This window comes from Oscillibacter sp. KLE 1745 (assembly GCF_000469445.2).
Lineage (GTDB): Bacteria > Bacillota > Clostridia > Oscillospirales > Oscillospiraceae > Oscillibacter > Oscillibacter welbionis.
Window position 1 is genome coordinate 49,609 of the sequence record NZ_KI271726.1, and the last position, 17,748, is coordinate 67,356.

At 61.0% G+C, this 17,748-nt stretch carries 21 protein-coding genes; 15 read left to right on the plus strand and 6 right to left on the minus strand.

Annotated elements, in window-relative coordinates; all coding sequences use genetic code 11:
- Nucleotides 1–138: 138 nt before the first annotated feature.
- Entirely contained in the window at nucleotides 139–801 is a 663-nt protein-coding gene (locus tag HMPREF1546_RS10080) for a manganese catalase family protein (RefSeq protein ID WP_021748435.1), read from the plus strand.
- 219 nt (nucleotides 802–1,020) lie between these two features.
- Here HMPREF1546_RS10080 and HMPREF1546_RS19910 read toward each other — a convergent pair whose 3' ends face one another.
- The 3 genes from HMPREF1546_RS19910 to HMPREF1546_RS10090 form a co-directional block, all read right to left on the minus strand.
- Nucleotides 1,021–1,248: a DDE-type integrase/transposase/recombinase gene (locus HMPREF1546_RS19910; protein WP_084192830.1), complete on the minus strand. Its 228-nt coding sequence runs from the start codon at nucleotides 1,246–1,248 to the stop codon at nucleotides 1,021–1,023.
- A gap of 79 nt (nucleotides 1,249–1,327) precedes the next feature.
- Nucleotides 1,328–1,759, minus strand: a complete 432-nt coding sequence (locus HMPREF1546_RS19915) for an IS3 family transposase (RefSeq protein ID WP_147629923.1) — start codon at nucleotides 1,757–1,759, stop codon at nucleotides 1,328–1,330.
- A complete protein-coding gene (locus HMPREF1546_RS10090) occupies nucleotides 1,756–3,537 on the minus strand; it encodes an ABC-F family ATP-binding cassette domain-containing protein (protein WP_021748439.1) in 1,782 nt (593 codons plus the stop codon). The genes HMPREF1546_RS19915 and HMPREF1546_RS10090 overlap by 4 nt, the downstream gene beginning before the upstream one ends.
- Before the next feature lie 210 nt (nucleotides 3,538–3,747).
- On the opposite strand from HMPREF1546_RS10090, the gene HMPREF1546_RS18870 reads away from it, so the two are divergent.
- The 3 genes from HMPREF1546_RS18870 to HMPREF1546_RS10100 are packed head-to-tail and all read left to right on the plus strand — an operon-like array spanning nucleotide 3,748 to nucleotide 5,156.
- Entirely contained in the window at nucleotides 3,748–3,924 is a 177-nt protein-coding gene (locus tag HMPREF1546_RS18870; RefSeq protein WP_021748440.1) for a hypothetical protein, read from the plus strand.
- Nucleotides 3,924–4,847, plus strand: coding sequence for an RluA family pseudouridine synthase (locus HMPREF1546_RS10095; RefSeq protein WP_021748441.1), 924 nt, complete (start codon nucleotides 3,924–3,926; stop codon nucleotides 4,845–4,847). Before HMPREF1546_RS18870 ends, HMPREF1546_RS10095 begins: the two co-directional genes overlap by 1 nt.
- 24 nt (nucleotides 4,848–4,871) lie before the next feature.
- Nucleotides 4,872–5,156 carry a putative quinol monooxygenase gene (locus HMPREF1546_RS10100; RefSeq protein WP_021748442.1) on the plus strand — a complete coding sequence of 95 codons (285 nt, stop codon included), beginning with the start codon at nucleotides 4,872–4,874 and terminating at the stop codon, nucleotides 5,154–5,156.
- A gap of 46 nt (nucleotides 5,157–5,202) precedes the next feature.
- Here HMPREF1546_RS10100 and HMPREF1546_RS10105 read toward each other — a convergent pair whose 3' ends face one another.
- The gene (locus tag HMPREF1546_RS10105; RefSeq protein WP_021748443.1) at nucleotides 5,203–5,868 is read right to left on the minus strand and encodes a CatA-like O-acetyltransferase; all 666 of its coding nucleotides are present in this window, start codon (nucleotides 5,866–5,868) and stop codon (nucleotides 5,203–5,205) included.
- A 191-nt stretch (nucleotides 5,869–6,059) separates the two neighbouring features.
- Here HMPREF1546_RS10105 and HMPREF1546_RS10110 point away from each other — a divergent pair, with 191 nt between their 5' ends.
- From HMPREF1546_RS10110 to cysK, 8 genes are all read left to right on the plus strand, one after another.
- Nucleotides 6,060–6,749, plus strand: a complete 690-nt coding sequence (locus tag HMPREF1546_RS10110) for a PolC-type DNA polymerase III (RefSeq protein WP_021748444.1) — start codon at nucleotides 6,060–6,062, stop codon at nucleotides 6,747–6,749.
- 192 nt (nucleotides 6,750–6,941) lie between these two features.
- The gene (locus tag HMPREF1546_RS10115) at nucleotides 6,942–7,583 is read left to right on the plus strand and encodes a TetR/AcrR family transcriptional regulator (RefSeq protein ID WP_021748445.1); all 642 of its coding nucleotides are present in this window, start codon (nucleotides 6,942–6,944) and stop codon (nucleotides 7,581–7,583) included.
- 1 nt (nucleotide 7,584) lies between these two features.
- Nucleotides 7,585–9,228 (plus strand): efflux RND transporter periplasmic adaptor subunit, encoded by a 1,644-nt coding sequence (locus tag HMPREF1546_RS10120; protein ID WP_021748446.1) that lies wholly within the window; start codon nucleotides 7,585–7,587, stop codon nucleotides 9,226–9,228.
- A 4-nt stretch (nucleotides 9,229–9,232) separates the two neighbouring features.
- Entirely contained in the window at nucleotides 9,233–9,973 is a 741-nt protein-coding gene (locus HMPREF1546_RS10125; RefSeq protein WP_021748447.1) for an ABC transporter ATP-binding protein, read from the plus strand.
- On the plus strand, nucleotides 9,970–11,193 hold the full coding sequence (locus tag HMPREF1546_RS10130; protein WP_021748448.1) for an ABC transporter permease: 1,224 nt from the start codon (nucleotides 9,970–9,972) through the stop codon (nucleotides 11,191–11,193). The genes HMPREF1546_RS10125 and HMPREF1546_RS10130 overlap by 4 nt, the downstream gene beginning before the upstream one ends.
- A gap of 131 nt (nucleotides 11,194–11,324) precedes the next feature.
- Complete coding sequence (locus HMPREF1546_RS10135) at nucleotides 11,325–11,822, plus strand: RNA polymerase sigma factor (protein WP_036627189.1); 498 nt, start codon at nucleotides 11,325–11,327, stop codon at nucleotides 11,820–11,822.
- Nucleotides 11,819–12,661, plus strand: a complete 843-nt coding sequence (locus tag HMPREF1546_RS10140) for a DUF3298 domain-containing protein (protein WP_021748450.1) — start codon at nucleotides 11,819–11,821, stop codon at nucleotides 12,659–12,661. Before HMPREF1546_RS10135 ends, HMPREF1546_RS10140 begins: the two co-directional genes overlap by 4 nt.
- Nucleotides 12,662–12,825: 164 nt before the next feature.
- Nucleotides 12,826–13,755, plus strand: a complete 930-nt coding sequence (cysK, locus tag HMPREF1546_RS10145; protein WP_021748451.1) for a cysteine synthase A — start codon at nucleotides 12,826–12,828, stop codon at nucleotides 13,753–13,755.
- A 58-nt stretch (nucleotides 13,756–13,813) separates the two neighbouring features.
- On the opposite strand, the gene HMPREF1546_RS10150 is transcribed toward cysK, so the two are convergent.
- Complete coding sequence (locus HMPREF1546_RS10150; protein ID WP_021748452.1) at nucleotides 13,814–14,608, minus strand: TIGR04255 family protein; 795 nt, start codon at nucleotides 14,606–14,608, stop codon at nucleotides 13,814–13,816.
- A 60-nt stretch (nucleotides 14,609–14,668) separates the two neighbouring features.
- On the minus strand, nucleotides 14,669–15,463 hold the full coding sequence (locus HMPREF1546_RS10155; RefSeq protein ID WP_021748453.1) for a cell wall hydrolase: 795 nt from the start codon (nucleotides 15,461–15,463) through the stop codon (nucleotides 14,669–14,671).
- Between the two features lie 179 nt (nucleotides 15,464–15,642).
- On the opposite strand from HMPREF1546_RS10155, the gene HMPREF1546_RS10160 reads away from it, so the two are divergent.
- From HMPREF1546_RS10160 to HMPREF1546_RS10170, 3 genes are all read left to right on the plus strand, one after another.
- Nucleotides 15,643–15,996 (plus strand): PadR family transcriptional regulator, encoded by a 354-nt coding sequence (locus tag HMPREF1546_RS10160; RefSeq protein WP_021748454.1) that lies wholly within the window; start codon nucleotides 15,643–15,645, stop codon nucleotides 15,994–15,996.
- The gene (locus tag HMPREF1546_RS10165; protein WP_021748455.1) at nucleotides 15,993–17,120 is read left to right on the plus strand and encodes a DUF2812 domain-containing protein; all 1,128 of its coding nucleotides are present in this window, start codon (nucleotides 15,993–15,995) and stop codon (nucleotides 17,118–17,120) included. Before HMPREF1546_RS10160 ends, HMPREF1546_RS10165 begins: the two co-directional genes overlap by 4 nt.
- Nucleotides 17,121–17,140: 20 nt before the next feature.
- Nucleotides 17,141–17,748, plus strand: a 608-nt coding sequence (locus HMPREF1546_RS10170; RefSeq protein WP_021751906.1) for a DUF2812 domain-containing protein, incomplete at its 3' end; no start/stop codon positions are given.

Here is a 17,748-nt window from a genome sequence, read left to right on the forward strand (position 1 = left end):
TGTTTGCTCTAGCTGCAGTTCCGCGACTGATGGCCCTATTCCTTGATTCGGCCTAGCATCTCCTGAGCCGCTTTCTGCCGGTATATTTCGGAGCATATCAAGCAAACTAAGAATTACCACGAAAAAGGAGCGGTAGATATGTTTAAGCATGAAAAGCAGTTATTCCATCCGGTGGCCGTGGAGCGGCCGAATCCCCAGTATGCAGCATTGCTGCAGGAGCAGCTGGGAGGCGGCAACGGTGAGCTGAAAGCGGCTATGCAGTATCTGTCCCAGAGCTTCCGCATCAAGGACCAGAAGATCAAGGACCTGTTTCTGGATATCGCAGCAGAGGAACTGGGACACATGGAAATGGTGGCCCAGACCATTAATCTGCTCAACGGCCACGATGTAGATGCAGATCAGGTCAAGGCGGGCGAGATCCAGAGCCATGTGATCTTGGGCCTGAACCCCGGCTTAATCAATGCCTCCGGCTATTCCTGGACCGGCGATTATGTGACCGTGACCGGCGATCTGTGTGCGGACCTGCTCAGCAACATCGCTTCTGAACAGCGGGCCAAGGTGGTCTATGAATACCTGTACCGCCAGATCGACGACAAGAAGGTCCGTGAAACCATCGACTTCCTGCTCAACCGGGAGGAGGCTCACAACCAGATGTTCCGGGATGCCTTCAACGAGGTGCAGGACAGTGGCTCCAACCGGGATTTTGGTACGACCAAGGCGGCGAAAATGTATTTCTCCCTCTCCAATCCCGGCCCCAATACCTTTGCTGGAAACGAGGTCTCCGCACCTAAGTTCGATTGATAGAATAAGAGAAACGACCCTACCCAATCTGAACAAGTTTGTAGGACTTATCAGATTAGGTAGGGCTGTTTTATGTGCGAAATCCTTGCAGCACAAGCTTTTTTGAGGAAAGGTATTCGAAAGTAAAATGTGACATAAAAATGGGAACAGTTCAAATTCTGGCTGCAAGCAGTCTGATTTTCTAAGTCTGAACCTCTGTGTCTCACGGCCATCAGCTCCTTACGGAAATCCATCGGCCTTTTGCAAAGTCAAACAAAATCCGCGGTCACTGTGAAAAATGAATCCTGTCTCTGGCTTACGCAACTCATACGCCATTTTGTAATGTAGCCGTAATGAGCTGCGTGCTGTTTTTCGGGAAACTTTGTGGGCGATCACTTTACGGGAAAATAGCTCCAAGATCACGCAGATATAAAGATATCGATTCTCTATACTTAAAACAGGCCACATCACTGGCCCGGATTTGATTGGCTTGTCTGCTGAAAATTGCTGACGGAGGGTATTTTCTTCTTCTCCGGTTCTCGCAGTTTCAAACTCTGGATAACCCCATCTCCCGCATCAGGTCAGCGCCCAATTTGGCGCCGACCTGATGCCCGCGCTGTGCGAGAATCATCCAAATCTTTTCAGCGCCAAGTACCTGCCGATATTCAGCAAAGACCTCACAGATCAGAAGGTGGTATTCCTCCCTGCGTTTCTCAAACTGGGCATTCGCTCGTTTGTTGCGAAGAATGTGATTGCAGAGTGTGCCGCGTGGTATCTCCAATGCTTCGCAGAGAGTATGGACATCATCTTGCCCACAGGCAATGCCCCTCTTTTTCCGGGTCCAACACCTGGAAGGGCCTCCGCGATTTTGATATTCATAACACAAGGCGTAAAGTGCTATTCCGCCGAGATACCGCCCCTTGACAGAATACTTGTACGTACGGTGCAGAACGCCGATTCCTGATGAAAGGCCCCTCACCCATTCTGCGCGTCGATCTGTTCTTTCAGCTCATTCAGATATACCCACCGCTCCGTCTTTTCTTCCAGAGCGGCCTCCAGCTCCGCCTGACGGGCCTGGAGCTCCTGGAGCTTCACATAGTCGCTGCCGCAGCTCTCCTGCTCCGTCTGGCAGGCGGTGATCTGAGCCTCCAGCTCCGCCAGGTCCGTGTCGATGGTCTCAAATTCCCGCTGCTCCTTGAAGGTGAATTTCAGTTTCCGTTCCCGGGGACGCTCTGCCGCGGGCTTGGGCTTTTCCGCCTTGGGAGAGGGGGCCTCTTCCGCCCGGCGCTTGGCCTGCCAGTCCGTCCAGTTGCCGGTGAACCGGTGGATCTCCCCGTCTCCCCGGACCTCGAAAATGGACTCCGCCAGCTTGTCCAGGAAGAACCGGTCATGGGATACCGCCAGAATGGGGCCGGGGAAGCCCAGGAGATAGTCCTCCAAAATGGAGAGGGTGGTCACGTCCAGGTCGTTGGTGGGCTCGTCCAACAGCAGCACGTTGGGGGCTTCCATCAGCACGGACAGCAGATACAGCCGCCGCCGCTCCCCGCCGGAGAGCCGCCCGATGGGCACAGACTGAAGATCACCGGGGAAGAGGAACCGCTCCATCATCTGGTTGGCGGAGAAGGTGCCCTCATCGGTCCTGACCTCATCGGCGATGTCGTGGATAAAGTCGTAGACCCGCTGGTTCAGGTCCAGCTCCCGCCCCTCCTGGGAGAAGTGGCCGATCTTCACGGTGGCGCCCACCTCCACCGTGCCGCTGTCCGGTGCCAGTTCGCCTGCCATCAGGTGGAGCAGGGTGGACTTCCCGGCGCCGTTGCGGCCCACGATGCCGATGCGGTCACCGCGCAGCAGGTTGTAGGAGAAGCGGCTGACGATGGGACGGCCGTCAAAGGCCTTGGACACATCCCGCAGCTCGATGATCTTCTTCCCCAGGCGGCTGGAGGCCGCCGCCATCTGCACGGCCTCGTCCGTTTCCGGTGCCTCCTGGTTCAGCAGGGCCTCGTACCGCTGGATCCGCTCCTTGGACTTGGTGGTCCGGGCCTTGCAGCCCCGCATGATCCACTCCCGCTCCACCCGGAGGATGGACTGGCGCTTGCGCTCACTGGCCTCCGCCATCTCTGCCCGCTGCTCCCGCAGCTCCAGGTACTTGGAGTAGTTGGCCTCATAGTGGTACAGCTTCCCCCGGGAGAGCTCCGTGATGTGGTTCACCACCCGCTCCAGGAAGTACCGGTCATGGGTCACCATGACCAGGCCGCCCTTGAACCGGCGGAGCCAGTCCTCCAGCCAGGCTACCATCTCGCTGTCCAGGTGGTTGGTGGGCTCGTCCAGAATCAGCACGTCCGCCGGGTGGATCAGGGCCGCCGCCAGGGCCACCCGCTTCCGCTGGCCGCCGGAGAGCGTCCCCACCTTCTGGGCAAAGTCTGTGATCCCCAGCCGGTTCAGCATGGCCTTGGCCTCATACTCATTCAGCTCCCGGAACTCGGCGGGGAAGTGGAGGAAGACCTGCTCCAGCACCGTGGCGGATTCCTCCATTGCCGGGTTCTGAGGCAGCAGACTGACCTGGACGTTGGGGTTCCGGGAGATGGTGCCGCCGTCCGGCTCCGTGACGCCGGAGAGAACCTTCAAAAAGGTGGACTTGCCGGTGCCGTTGATGCCGATAACGCCCACCTTGTCCCCCTCGTTGAGATAGAAATTCACATCATCCAGCAGCTGGCGGCTGCCGAAGTTGATGGAGAGATGTTCTGCGGATAAGAGCATGGGAGTTCCTCCTGAAAAAAACTGCTCCTATTGTACCATGAAGGATGGCGTTTTACCAGAGCCAAAACCCTTGCAAACAGAGTGGCGTCAGAGTACAATAACAGAGAAATGAGGTTTTGCCATGCAGAAGTTCCGGCCTTTTGAGCCCTGTCGTTCCTTCTGTTCTGCCTGCACCGGGGGCGGGGGGCCTACCTGCTGGGCGGTGGATATGTGCTGTTCGACCTCCTCGCCATCGCGGCGGAGCTGCTTTTCTGGTATCGGCAGCTGGTGGCCATGTTCAACACGGCGGCCTGGTACTGGAGCGGTCTGTGGGGTGTGTTCGCCGCCTTGGACGCCGCCTGTCTGCCACTTGGGATTTTTCTGCTGCGCCGAAGGAGAGGTGTCTGATGGAGACGATTTCATATACCCTGCCGCCGGAACAGGACGGCGCCACGGTCCGGCATATCCTGAAGGCTGCGCTCCATGTCTCCTCCCACGCCATATCCCGGCTGACCCGGACGGAGAACGGCATCCGGGTCAACGGCATCCATGCCCGTACAGTGGATATCCTTCACACCGGCGACGTGCTGGAGGTGGAGACCAGCGACCACCGTCCGCCCCGGGTGCGCCCCACGCCGGGGCCCTGGCCCCTGCCCATCGTCTGGGAGGATGGCCATCTGCTGGTGGTGAACAAGCCTGCCGGTATGACGGCCCACGCCTCCAATTTCCTGCCGGACACGCCCACCGTGGCCGGAGCCCTGGCCTGGCAGCGGGGCGCGGACTTCGTGTTCCACCCGGTGAACCGGCTGGACAAGGGCACCACCGGACTGATGGTGGTAGCCAAGAGCGGCTACATCCACGACCGGCTCCGGTACGCGCTCCACACGGAGAGGTTTTGCCGGGAGTACCGGGCGGTGTGCATCGGCTGTCCGGATCCGAAATCCGGCACTATCGACGCCCCCATCGGCCGGGACCCGAATTCTGTGGTGGGCCGGTGCGTCCGGCCTGACGGTGCCCGGGCCGTCACCCATTATGAGGTGCTGGGGAGGTCGAACGGCCTGTCCCTCCTGCGGCTGCGGCCGGAGACAGGGCGGACCCATCAGCTCCGGGTGCACATGGCCTCCATCGGCTGCCCCCTGGCAGGGGACTGGCTGTACGGGGAAGAGGACCCGGACCTGATCCCCCGGCCGGCCCTCCACGCCTACGCTCTGGATCTGGACCATCCGGTGACGGGAGAGCATCTGTCCCTGACGGCGCCCATCCCGGCGGACATGGCCCGGCTGGCGCCGGAGCTTTTGACGGAAACAGAGTGCGCAAGTGAAGAAATTTGACCATAAAATGGAAGGGGATATCTTATGTTAACTTGGAACGTCACCTATCACTGCAAGTCCGGCCAACGGGAGGCCTTTTATCAGGCCCTCTGTGATTTGGGCATCCGGGCCAACTCCCTGAAAGAGGAGGGGAACCTGAAGTACGACTACTTCCTGGCGGCGGAGGCACCGGACGACCTGCTGCTGGTGGAGAGCTGGACCACGCCGGAGCTCCAGCAGGCCCACTGCCAGACGGAGATCTTCGGCCGTCTTCAGGAGCTGAAAGCCCAGTACTGCGACAGCGTCCAAATCGACAAGTTCGATCATTGAGCGAAGAGAAGCGGGAGGCTGGATGCCTCCCGCTTCTTTTTATAATTTATGAATGCTCCGCCGGTGCGTCCAGCAGCTCCTGTAGCTCCAGAAAAAACCGGGACAGATGGAATCCGTCCGCCACGGCGTGGTGGATATTCAGGGAGACGGGCAGGATCGTCCGGTCTCCCTCCCGTTCATATTTTCCCCAGGTGACCACCGGGGCCAGATAGGTGCCGCTGTCGAAGATGTGCATGTCGAAGCTGCGGTACCGGACCCAGGGCAGGCACGACACATCAAAGGTGTTGGGCGGCACGTCCGTCAGGTCGAAGTGGTCCAGGGCGGCGTACCGTGTCCGATCCTCCAGAAAGCGGCGGTGGAAGGTCTCCAGGTCCGAAGAGAAGGGCGTCACCAGCTTCGCAAAGGTCTCCCTGTCCGGGTGGAAGTGGGCGTAGTAGGGCTCGATCCGGTCCCAGAGGACCAGCCGCCCCTGATCGTCCCAGCCGTACCGGAACTCCGCGTGGGCGTTGAGCACGTTGGACACCGCCCAGATCATGGCGGGGTAGAAGCGGAAGCCACTGGCCGAAAGCCGCTTCAGGAATCGGGAGATCTCCAGATCCACCGTCAGGCTCATGACACAGCGCAGGTCGTCGATAAAATGACGGAATACAGCGCCTCGCTCCCAGGTATCCAGTTCCACCACAGTGTGGGACGGGCAGAAATTGTCGTTCATATAAGCCTCCTAAAATAATTGGTTGATTTTAGGAGGCGGTGTCAAGTCCGCGCTTCACAGAGTACCCTCCTCTCCGAGATTCTGCCTTCATTTTATCCGGCCCGGGGGAGAAAGTCAACGGCGGCACCCCCTTGACAATTCCGGCTGGCCGCCCTATTCTGAAAAGACAACATTCGACAGGAGGGACTGCCATGGAGACAGGCCTTTGGAAGCAATTTGACCGGATCGTGGTATTCGACACGGAGACCACCGGCATCGAGTTCGGGCGGGACGAGATCATCGAGCTGGGGGCCGCCGCCTTTTCCGCGGAGGGAGAGACGGACTGCATGGACCTGCTGCTCCGCCTCTCCCCGGGGCGGACGCTGCCGCCCTTTATCACCCAGCTCACCGGCATCACGGAAGAGCAGCTGGAACAGGAGGGCGTGGAGAAAGCCGACGCCTGTGAGGCGTTCTGCAACCTGTTGGGCGGGGGAGAGCGGACGCTGCTGGCGGCCTACAACGCCCAGTTCGATCTGAACTTCCTCTATCATTTCCTGCGGCCCTTCGGGCGGGCGGATGTCCTGCGGGCACCCCGGTTTCTGGATGTCCTCACGGTGTACCGGGACCGGCGGGATTACCCTCACAAGCTCAACGATGCCATCACAGCCTACGGATTGGAGGATCAGGCGGTGAACAGCCACCGGGCGGTGGATGACGCCCGGGCCGCAGCGGTGCTGCTGGAGGCCATGGCGGCGGAGCGGGACGATTTGGACCGGTATGTGGATCTATTCGGCTACTCCCCCAAGTACGGTGTCTCCGGACGGCGGATCGCTTCGGTGGAGTACCGGCCTCAGCCCTATCAGCGGGTCCGACCTCTGTATGAAGTGACGGAAACACTGTGAAATATTTGTGAATTTTCGCAATTCCCTCTTGCAATATGACAACTTGTCAGCTATGATAAGCGACAGGTTGTCATGTTTCTTTTTTCCATTCGCCGGAAACCCCTTGACCTTCCCCCGGGAGGAAGGTATAAAATCAGGGGCGGCGCTGAAGAAAACGGACCTTCTATTTCGTATAAGAGAGGATGAAACAGCGTGCCGAGCAGCACTTTTTTGAATCTGCCGGCGGAAAAGCAGGAGAAGTTGTTGGAGGCGGCCACCCGGGAGTTTTCCCACCGGCCTTTCAACGAGGCGTCCATCAACCAGATCATCAAGGAGGCAGGCATCCCCCGGGGCAGCTTTTACATGTACTTTCAGGATAAGGAGGACCTGTTCCGCTATCTGCTGAAGGGATATGTGGATCAGTTGTTCATGCTGCTGGAGGAGTTTCTGCTCCGAAACGGCGGCGACATTTTTCAGGCGCTGTTGGATCTGTACGATTACGTGCAGGCAAAAATCGACAATCAGCACCTGGGAGAGATCGGCGCCATGACCGGAATCATCCGCTGCAACAGCGGGATGCAGAAGAATGGGCTGCTGGAAATGCTGGATGCGGAAACGCTTCTCCAGCGCCTGGGCGGCGCGGTGAATCCGGACCTGCTGGACCTGCGGCAGGACCGGGACTTGGGCGACATCCTGGGCACACTGCTGGTTGTGGCGGCTCCCATGATTTACACCGGCCTGCAGGCCGGTGGCGATCCCGGGACCCGGGATCGCCTGGAAAACATTCTGAACATCTTCAAGCGCGGTATGGGGAAGCGCCCCACCGCGGAAATCGAGAACAAGGAGATTACATAACATGGAAACTGAATGGATGAACGAGACCTCCGCCGAGGCGCCCAGCGTGCCCGCGCCGGAAAAGACGGAGAAAAAGAAATTCTCCCTGAAGGGCTTTGGCGGCAAGAAAAAGAAGCGCTGGCTGAAAATTCTGATTATTTTGGTAGTGGTGATCGCCATTGTGGCGGGCTGCGTGTCCAGACTGACCAAAAACGTCAACACCCAACTCAGCAGCAGCTATCTGGTGTCCACCGTCACCCGGCAGGATCTGACGGTCAGCGTCTCCGGCACCGCCACGCTGCAGCCGGCGGACTCTTACAACGTCACCACCCTGCTCTCCGGCGATATCGTCAGCGCTCCCTTTGAAGAGGGTGACCTTGTGACCAAGGACACCCTGCTCTACACCATGGACAGCAGCGACGCCCAGGATTCCATGGACCGGGCCCAGATCTCCGTGCAGCAGGCCCAGATGTCCTATCAGCAGGCCCAGGAGGCCCTGCACCCCACGGCGCCCATCTCCGGCACGGTGAGCGAGATCTACGTCCACAACGGCGAGAGCGTCACCGCTGGGACGCAGCTGGCGAAGATCGTGGCCAGCACGGAGCTGTCCATCGACTTCCTGTTCCCCTTTGCCTCCCCCAGTGACTTCTATGTGGGGCAGGCCGCCACCGTGTTTGTGGACGGCTACGCCGGTTCTCAGATGGGCACGGTGACCTATGTCTCCAACTCCACCACCATCACCAGCAACGGCAAGGAGGCCGTCTCCGTCCGGGTGCGGCTGAACAATCCCGGTACAGTGTCCGACGCCGTCACTGCCTCCGCCATCATCGGCAGCTATTCCAGCTACGGCCAGGCTCCGGTGTCCATGCCCGCCTCTTCTGTGGTGTATGCCTCCGGTTCCGGCACGGTGAACGATTTCTCCAAGCTGGCCGGCAGCACGGTGACCAAGGGCGAGGTGCTGTGCACTGTGGAGTCCGAGACCATCCGGGACCAGATCGAGAGCGCACGGCTGAACCTCCAGTCCGCCCAGCTCTCTGCCAGCACTGCCTCCGGCGCGGTGGATGACTACAACATCAAATCTCCCATTGCCGGCACCGTGATTGAGAAGAACTTCAAGGCCGGCGACAAGGTGGACGGCGCTTCCTCCGGCACGCTGGCGGTGATTTACGACCTGAGCTATCTGGAGCTGGAGATGGCAGTGGATGAACTGGACATCGGCAAGGTAGAAGTGGGGCAGGAGGTGCGGATCACCGCCGACGCTCTGGAGGGCCAGACGTTCTCCGGCGTGGTGGATAAGGTCAGCATCAACGGCACTACCGCCAACGGTGCCACCAGCTATCCCGTCACCATCATCATTGAGGACTACGGCGATCTGCGGCCGGGCATGAATGTCTCCGCTCAGATCATCGGCGAAGTGGTCCCCAACGCCCTGTGCATCCCCGTGGATGCGGTGGAACGGGGCAACACGGTGACTGTTCCCGGCCCCGGCGCCCTCAGTGAGGACGGTTTGAGCGTGGTGGACGTCACCAAGCTGGAGACCAAGGAGGTCACCCTGGGTCGGAACGATGACGAGTATATCGAGGTTACCGACGGCCTGGAGGAGGGCGATGTGGTCCTCATCAGCAACCAGGCTTCCAGTTTGATGGACATGATGATGGGAGGCTGATCCCGTGAGCCATCTCATTGAACTGAAAGACATCTACAAGATCTACCACATGGGAGAGGAGACCGTCCACGCCCTGGACGGCATCAACCTGACGGTGGATCAGGGGGAGTTCGTGGCCATCGTAGGCTCCTCCGGTTCCGGCAAGTCCACGGCCATGAACATTATCGGCTGCCTGGACGTTCCCACGTCGGGAACCTACCACTTGGGGGGCATTGATGTGTCCACCATGGAGGACGATCAGCAGGCGGAGATCCGCAACAAAATGCTGGGCTTTATCTTCCAGCAGTATAACCTGATCCCCAAGCTGACGGTGCAGGAGAATGTGGAGTTGCCGCTGCTGTACGCCGGCGTCTCCGCAGAGGAGCGCCGCGAACGGGCCATCCAGTCTCTGGAGCGGGTAGGTCTGGCTGACAAGCGGAAGAACCTGCCCAGCCAGCTCTCCGGCGGCCAGCAGCAGCGGGTCTCCATCGCCCGGGCCCTGGCGGGGAATCCGTCGGTGATCCTGGCCGACGAGCCTACGGGCGCCCTGGACTCCCGCACGGGCCGGGAGGTGCTGCGGTTCCTGCAGAAGCTAAACCAGGAGGGGGACACCGTGGTCCTCATCACTCACGACAACTCCATCGCTGTCAAGGCCAAGCGCATCGTCCGTCTGCAGGACGGCCGGATCATCTACGACGGGGACGCCAGTGATCCCCAGGCCGTGGTCCAGCCCCAGGAGGACGCGGGAGAGGGGGAGCCGGCATGAATTTCACCCAATCCTTCAAGCTGGCCATCAAATCCCTGCTGCTCAGCAAGATGCGGGCGCTGCTGACCATGCTGGGCATCATCATCGGCGTGGCGGCGGTCATCATCATCACCAGCCTGGGCAACGGCATGCAGAATTACATGAACGCCCAGTTCGAGCAGCTGGGCTCCAACCTGATCCAGGTGATGGTCTACGGCCGCGGCGAGGGCGGCACCCGGGACGTGAACACGGAAGATATGTACGCGCTTGTGGAGAAGTACCCCCAGTACCTCTCTGGCGTTACGCCCTATGTGTCCGCCACAGCCAAGGTGCGGCAGGGAACGGAGGACTTCGACCGCACCAGCATTTACGGCGTCAGCGAGGCATTTTACCGCGCCGACACCCAGAAGACCATGCAGGGCTCCAGCCTGGAGAATGGCCGCTTCCTCCGCTACATTGACGTGGAGCGCCATCAGAATGTGTGTGTCATCGGTTCCTATCTGGCGGAAAACGCTTTCCGGACGGATCCGCTGGGTCAGACGATTTCCGTCAGCGGCGTGCCCTACATGGTAGTGGGCGTACTGGCGGAGAGCGGCGACAGCACCGAGGGCAGCGTCGATGATGTGATCTACATCCCCTATGCCAATGCCCAGCGGCTGGGGGGCGGATATGGGGACATGTATCTGATGACCAGTACGGACCGGGATACGGCGTCTGCTGCCAAGGGCATCATTGAAAACCGGCTGTTCAAGACCTACCAGTCCTCGGACTACTACATGGTCATGACCTCCGCAGAGATGATGGACGCCATGGACTCCATGCTGAACACCCTGATGATGATCCTGATCCTCATCGCGGCCATCAGCCTGCTGGTGGGCGGCATCGGTATCATGAATATCATGCTGGTGTCCGTCACGGAGCGGACCCGGGAGATCGGCATCCGAAAATCCCTGGGTGCCAAATGCCGGGACATCCGCAGCCAGTTCATCATTGAGGCCGGCACTACCTCCGCCATCGGCGGTGCCATCGGCATCATACTGGGCATCCTCATGGCCAACGTGCTGACCAATGTCATCGCTCTGGTGCTGGGCACCGGCAACGACGGCTTCGTGGCTATGCCCACGGCTGGCGGCATCGGTGTGGCCTTCGGCGTCTCCGTGGCGGTGGGCATCCTGTTCGGCTATCTCCCCGCCAACAAGGCGGCCAAGCTGAACCCCATCGACGCCCTGCGTTACGATTGATTCCAGCCGATGAAAAGAGAGACCGGGAGACCGGTCTCTTTTTTGCGCAGAAAATTTTTAGGAAAATTGTTCTCCCTCCAAACTTTTTCCGCTCCCGGCGCGTCTATACAGCAGAACGAACGGAAAGGACCATGAGAAACGTGTCACATATCCTGGAAAAGCAACTGACCGACTATCTCGTAACGGATCAGGCGCGGTTTTACCGACTGGCGTACAGCTACCTGAAAAACAGGGAAGAGGCTCTGGACGCGGTGCAGACCGCCGTCTGCAGGGCACTGGAGAAACAGGGGGAGCTGAAGGAGCCGGAGGCCCTCCGTGCGTGGTTTTATCACATTCTGGTTCACGTGTGCATGGACGTGCTTCGCAGCCGAAAGCGGGTGACGCTGATCCCGCCGGAGGCACTGGACGCCGGCAGCTATGAGGACCCTCTGCCTTCGGACGGCACGCTAGCCCAACGGGTGGACGCTCTGCCGCCAGAGGTGGGGACCATCATCAAGCTGCGGTTCTATGAGGACCTGTCTCTCAAGGAGATCAGCACCGTCACCGGCTGGAATCTGAACACCGTGAAAACCAGACTGTACACCGGCTTGAAGAAATTACGGATATCAATGGAAGGAGATCAATTATGAACGAATTCAAGCGTGCACGAGAAGAATATGAGTCCACCCCCATTCCGGAGGAGCTGGACGCCCGGGTCCGCGCAGGCATCCGGCAGGGCAGGACCAGCAGCCGTAGCCGCGGTTATAAGGTGGTCCGGCGGACTGCGGGCAGCGTGGCCGCCTGTCTGGCTGTGCTGATGGCGGGCCTGAATGTCTCCCCGACCTTCGCGGCTGCGGCTGCGGATGTACCGGTGCTGGGCGGGCTGTTCCAGGTCCTGACGATCCGGGACTATGAGACCGTGGAGAACGGCATCGACTACAAGGTGTCCGTCCCCGGCGTGGAGTCTGAGGGCGACCTGGCCGAGAAGGTCAACGCGGAGATCCAGGAGCGGGTGGACGCCCATCTGGCCCAGGCTCAGGCGGACTGGGATGATTACAAGGATGCATTCCTGGCTACCGGCGGCACCGAGGAAGAGTGGGCCGACCGGGAGATGAACGTGCTTATCGACTACGAGATCAAGAGCCAGACCGACACTACGGTCTCCTTTGTGGTGGATTTCGCTGAGGGCTGGGTCGCTGCCATGCAGCAGCGGTACTGCTACAACCTGGACCTGGCCAACGACAAGGACATCACCCTGGCCGACGTGCTGGGCGAGGACTGGGTCGGCATCTGCAATGACGCCGTAAATGCGAAGATCGCGGCGGATGAGAGCGGCCTCTTCTTCACCCCGGAGCAGGGCGGCTTCACCACTATGGATGACGCCACCTCCTTCTATCTGAATGAGGACGGCTCTGTGACGCTGGTGTTCCCCGAGTACAGCATCGCCGCCGGTGCCGCCGGGATTGTGGAAATCCCCGTGGTGGCCTGAGTATACCATCTCAAAGCGGCCCGCCTGTCGGCGGTCCGCTTTTTTTCTTCCATATCCTATAAAAATGCTATGAATTAAAGGCGGATTTTCGGCAAATGGTCCGTTGCAAACCCGGTGCGGCAGGTGTATCATGAGGCTATTCATTCAGAACGGAGGGATTTCCAATGCCTATTTATCACAGCGTCACTGAGCTGATCGGCCGCACGCCCTTGCTGGAGCTGTGCAATTACGAGCGGAACCACGACCTGAAGGCCGTGCTGTTGGCCAAGCTGGAGTGCATGAATCCCGCGGGCAGCGCCAAGGACCGGGTGGCTGCCAACATGATCGCCCGGGCGGAGATGGAGGGCCGTCTGGCTCCCGGCGGCACCATCATCGAACCTACCTCCGGCAACACCGGTATCGGTCTGGCTGCCGCAGCTGCGGCAAAGGGCTACCGTGTGATTCTCACCATGCCGGACACCATGAGCGTGGAGCGCCGGGCTCTGATCGCCGCCTACGGCGCGGAGATTATCCTGACGCCGGGAGCGGCGGGCATGGCGGGTGCTGTGGCCAAGGCGGAAGAACTGCATCAGTCCATTCCCGGCAGCATCATCGCAGGACAGTTTGAAAACCCCGCCAATCCAGCGGCACACGAGAAGACCACTGGCCCTGAGATCTGGGCGGACACGGAGGGGAAGGTGGACATCTTTGTGGCCGGGGTCGGCACCGGCGGCACTGTCAGCGGCGTGGGCCGGTATCTGAAGGCACAGGACCCCGCTGTGCGCGTGGTGGCCTTTGAGCCCGCTTCCTCGCCCCTGCTGACGGAGGGCCATGCGGGCCCCCACGGCCTTCAGGGCATCGGCGCCAACTTTGTGCCGGAGAATCTGGACCGCAGCGTCCTGGATGAAGTCCTCACGGTCACGGATGCGGATGCCTACGCCACGGGCCGGGAGCTGGCCCGGACTGAGGGCATTCTGGTGGGCATCACCTCCGGCGCCGCCGTGTGGGCAGCGGCCCAGCTGGCCCGGCAGCCGGAGAACGCCGGCAAGACCATCGTGGCCCTGCTGCCGGACAGCGGCGAGCGGTATCTCTCCACCCCCATGTTCCAGAAGTGACAACATGTACAAAAAGCCCGGGAGACGTCCGTACACGTCTCCCGGGCTTTTTCGCAGATTATCCGGCCTCCATGGCGTCCCGGAGCCTGTCGGTGACAGCACCTTCAAACAGGCGGGTGGAGTGGCCGTGGAGCGTCTCCAGCGCGCCGGCGGCCAGGGTGCAGGGTGTGTTTCCGGTCATGGACAGATCCATGTCGAAGATAAACTTCACCTCCGGGTCCTGGGGAACGCCGGGGGCGTTCCGCTTCACCACACCGGGGCCCGCGTGGACCTTGGCCTGACAGCTGGAATCCAGCTTCAGCGTCAGATCACAGGCGCAGTTGAGAAAGCGGTCCTCCGGGGGCTCCGCCCCCTGCATGGGAGCGGTGTAGGCAGGAGAGAACAGCTCCGCCCAGCGGGCACCCTCCAGCCCCAGCCGGGCACGGGAGAAGATGTTCACATACCGCAGGCCCACCCGCTGGAAATAGGCGGGCTTGTACAGCCGGATAAAGGCGGCCAGCGGCTTGTCCAGCTGGCGGGCAAACTCCTCCCACCCGGGATAGTGGAGGGTGGACAGAGCGATGAAGTCCTTGGTGAGATTCAGCTTCCACTGGTTGTCCTCGGAGACGAAGTTGTGATTGGTCACCGGAGGCTGTTGCTCCACCTTGGGATTGGGGCTGCCCAGCCCGGTGATGCGGGGCGGCGCGGCGTCCTGGCGCCGGGCGTACTGGGGGAACTCCGCGCGGATGGCCTCCTGAAAATCGGCGGGCTCCACGCTGTTGATGGTGAGAATAGACGGGAACCGCAGCTGGCAGATGACCTCATGGGCCGGGGCGTTGCGGTAGTGGGTCCGGGGATGATCGGAAAACAGCATGTGGCTTGCTCCTTTGCTTCTTGATGGCCCTATTTTAGCCCCCTGGCTGAGAAATGTCAATTACAGGTAGAACCGGTGGCAGCCGATGGTCTTGAGATACGCCCGGTTGGCGTTGATCCAGGTGCCCTGGGACAGGGCGGGCGCGTAGAAGTAAAGAGCCTTGCCGGCGGTGTTCTCGCCGTTCAGGACCCGCTTGGCCGCCTCCACGGATTTGGCCGTGGGGGGCAGGTACACTGTGCCGTTGGAGACGGGCGTGAACTGGACGTCGTGCTTGCGGTCAAAGATCACGGCGGGAATGGTATTGGGGAACTCCTTCGCCGCAACCCGGTTCAGCACCACATTGCCCACGGCGATCTGGCCGGTCATGTTCTCGCCCTGACTCTCGGCGCTGATGATGCGGCTGAGCCAGTAAAGGTCCATGGCGTTGTGATCCGCGCCGGGAGAGGTCACCGCCGCGCCGCCCAGCTGGGGATCCCAGGCCACGCTGCCGCCCAGGGCGGTGGCCAGAGTCCGCAGGGGGATGTAGGTCCGGCCACGCTCCACAAAGACCTTGCCGCTGTATGTACGGCCGTTGACCGTCACGGTATTTCGGGACGGGTTTGCGGTGACGGACTGGCTGCCGGAGGCGGCGGCAGCCACCTTTCGGCTGCTGTCCCACCAGACGCTCCAGCCGCCGAAGGCATCCAGCAGTCCCCGGAGGGGAACATAGGTCACGCCGCTCTGCAGGTAGTTGACGCCCTGACTCAGAACGGTGCCGTCCACCTGGACGGGTACCACCCGGCTGGGGGCCGCCTTGACGGTGGCGCAGGTCAGGGTAAGGGCGGCCAGCAGGCCGCAGAGAAGTTTTCGTTTCATGGGGAAAATTCGTCCTTTCTGGTTTGTCGCTGCTGTACAAGAGCATACAGGAGGGAGGGGGCGGGCTGCAACCCTCAAAACATTCCAGAGCTGGAAGCGAACAGACAGCTTGACAATATCGTGCAACGATATTATAGTGAACCCAGAAAGTATCGTGTTTCGATATTAGGGGGGATACCATGGCCAGGGAGCCGCTGAAAGTCCTGACGGAGAGCATGTTCTATGTGCTGTTGAGCCTGCTGCGGCAGGAGCGGTGCGGCACGGAGATTGTCCGGTATGTGGATGACGCCACCGCTGGTCGGGTACCCCTGGGGCCAGGGACGCTGTACACGATTCTGGCAAAATTTCAGGAGGAGGGCTTGATCCGGGAGGCGGCGGTGGAGGGGCGGAAGCGGACCTACGCCATCACGGAACGGGGCCGGGCCCTGTTCCGGCAGGAGCTCTCCCGCCTGCGCCTCTGCGTGGCCGATGGCGAGCGGGAGGAGCTGGCGTCGGAGCGGCTGCTGCCGGGGATGAGAGAGGAGGCACCGTGAAAAAGCGTTTTCTCATGCCGGAGGCCTATTGGGATACCGCCCTTCTGGAGCGGTGGCTGGAGGAAAAAGCTGTCCAGGGCTGGCGGCCGGTGTCGTTTTCTCGCTATGGCAGCGGAAAGTTTGAGTCGGCGGAGCCCAGGAAGCTCCGGTATCGGTTGGAGCCCCTGCGGACAGAGACCTATGACGCCCAATGTGAGCGGGAGGAGACTTACCGGGAAATGGGGTGGGAGCCTGCCGGCGTCCTGGGGGACTATCGGGTCTATGCCTGCGCGGACCCACAGGCGCCGGAGCTGTTTACAGATCCCTCTGCCCTGTGTCTGACCTGGGAGAGGCAGCTGCGGCTGTTCCGGCGACATAGGCTGATCTCCATGGTGCTGATTGTTGTCTGGACGATCTTGCAGTTTCGCAGCCTCTGGGAGAGCGGCCAGCCGGTGGATGTGTTCCTGAAAGGGATGTGGGCTGTGTGGCTGCTTGCGGTGGTCTGTGCCCTGGAGTGGCTCTGCGGCAATCTGCGGGCGCTGCGGGGCGTTCAGCGGATGCGCCGCCAGCTGGAGGCGGGGATGGCGCCGGATACTGAGGACCTGGATGCGTCGTTACGGCGGCGGAGGCGGCAGAATCTCGTCTCCTGGGGGATTTGCGGACTGGTGGCTGCACTTGCCGTATCTGTATTCGGCAGCCAGCAGGAGATGCCCTTGTCCGACGCGCCGGAGCCCTTGCCCTATGTCTCCATGGAGGCAGTGGCCCCGGAGGCCGCCGCCCTGCCCTTGGATTCATCTGTTTACCGGGAGAGACGGAGTCTGCTGACGGATCACCGGGAGGTCAGCCAGTTCCGCTGGGATTTTAAAGCGTCCCTGTGGGCCGGTTTCGACCGGGTGCGGTTCACCTTCCTGGCGGAGGCCCTGTATCGGGAACGCTTAGCGAATTTCTTGGACACTTGGTCCGTGGTAGAGGTCCGGGAGGTGGCGGACAGCCGCTTTGACCAAGCGGTGGTGATCGACACGGGTAAAAACCGATGCTTCATCGGCCGGATGGGGCGGGCGGTGCTGATGGAGCGGGTGCGGACAGACCGGGACCTGATGGATCACCTGGACAACTTCGCCGCCGTCCTGGCGGAGTTTCAATAGAAAAAGAGGGGGGAGGCGGCATGGTCAAGCTGATGCCGGGGTATGTGGAGGACGTGGCCGCCTGGCAGGCGCGCCTGGAGGACCTGGCGGCCAAGGGCTGGTTTTACGTTCCCAGCTGGATCCTGTTCCGGCTGGCGTCTTTTGAGCGGGGGGAGCCCAAGGCCGTCCGTTACCGGCTGGAACCCGCAGGCAAAAAGGAGAAATGCCCGGACTGGGAGCGCCGGGACACCTACCGGGCCCTAGGCTGGGAGTACGTGGACACCATCGGAAAGACCATGCACCTGTGGCGGTGCGATAACCCGGAGGCCCCGGAGCTCCACACGGACCCGGAGACGGAGGCACGGGCCTATGACCGCCTTTCCCGGCAGGAGAAGATCAGCGGGTATCTCAGCTGGGGGATTTTAGCGCTCTTCGCGGGGCTCATCGCCTTCACCCTGTATGTTTCTGGGGAGACGTACCTGGCGCATCTGGTGGGGACCTGGCTGCCCATGTGGTATCTGGCGGCGGTCGTCAGCTTCTTTGGAACGTCGATTTTCATGGCCCGGTGGCAGACCTACGTCTTGCGGCGGACCTTACGGACCATGCGGGCCGGCGTGGAGGCGCCCCGCCGGCGGCCCTACCGGCTGGC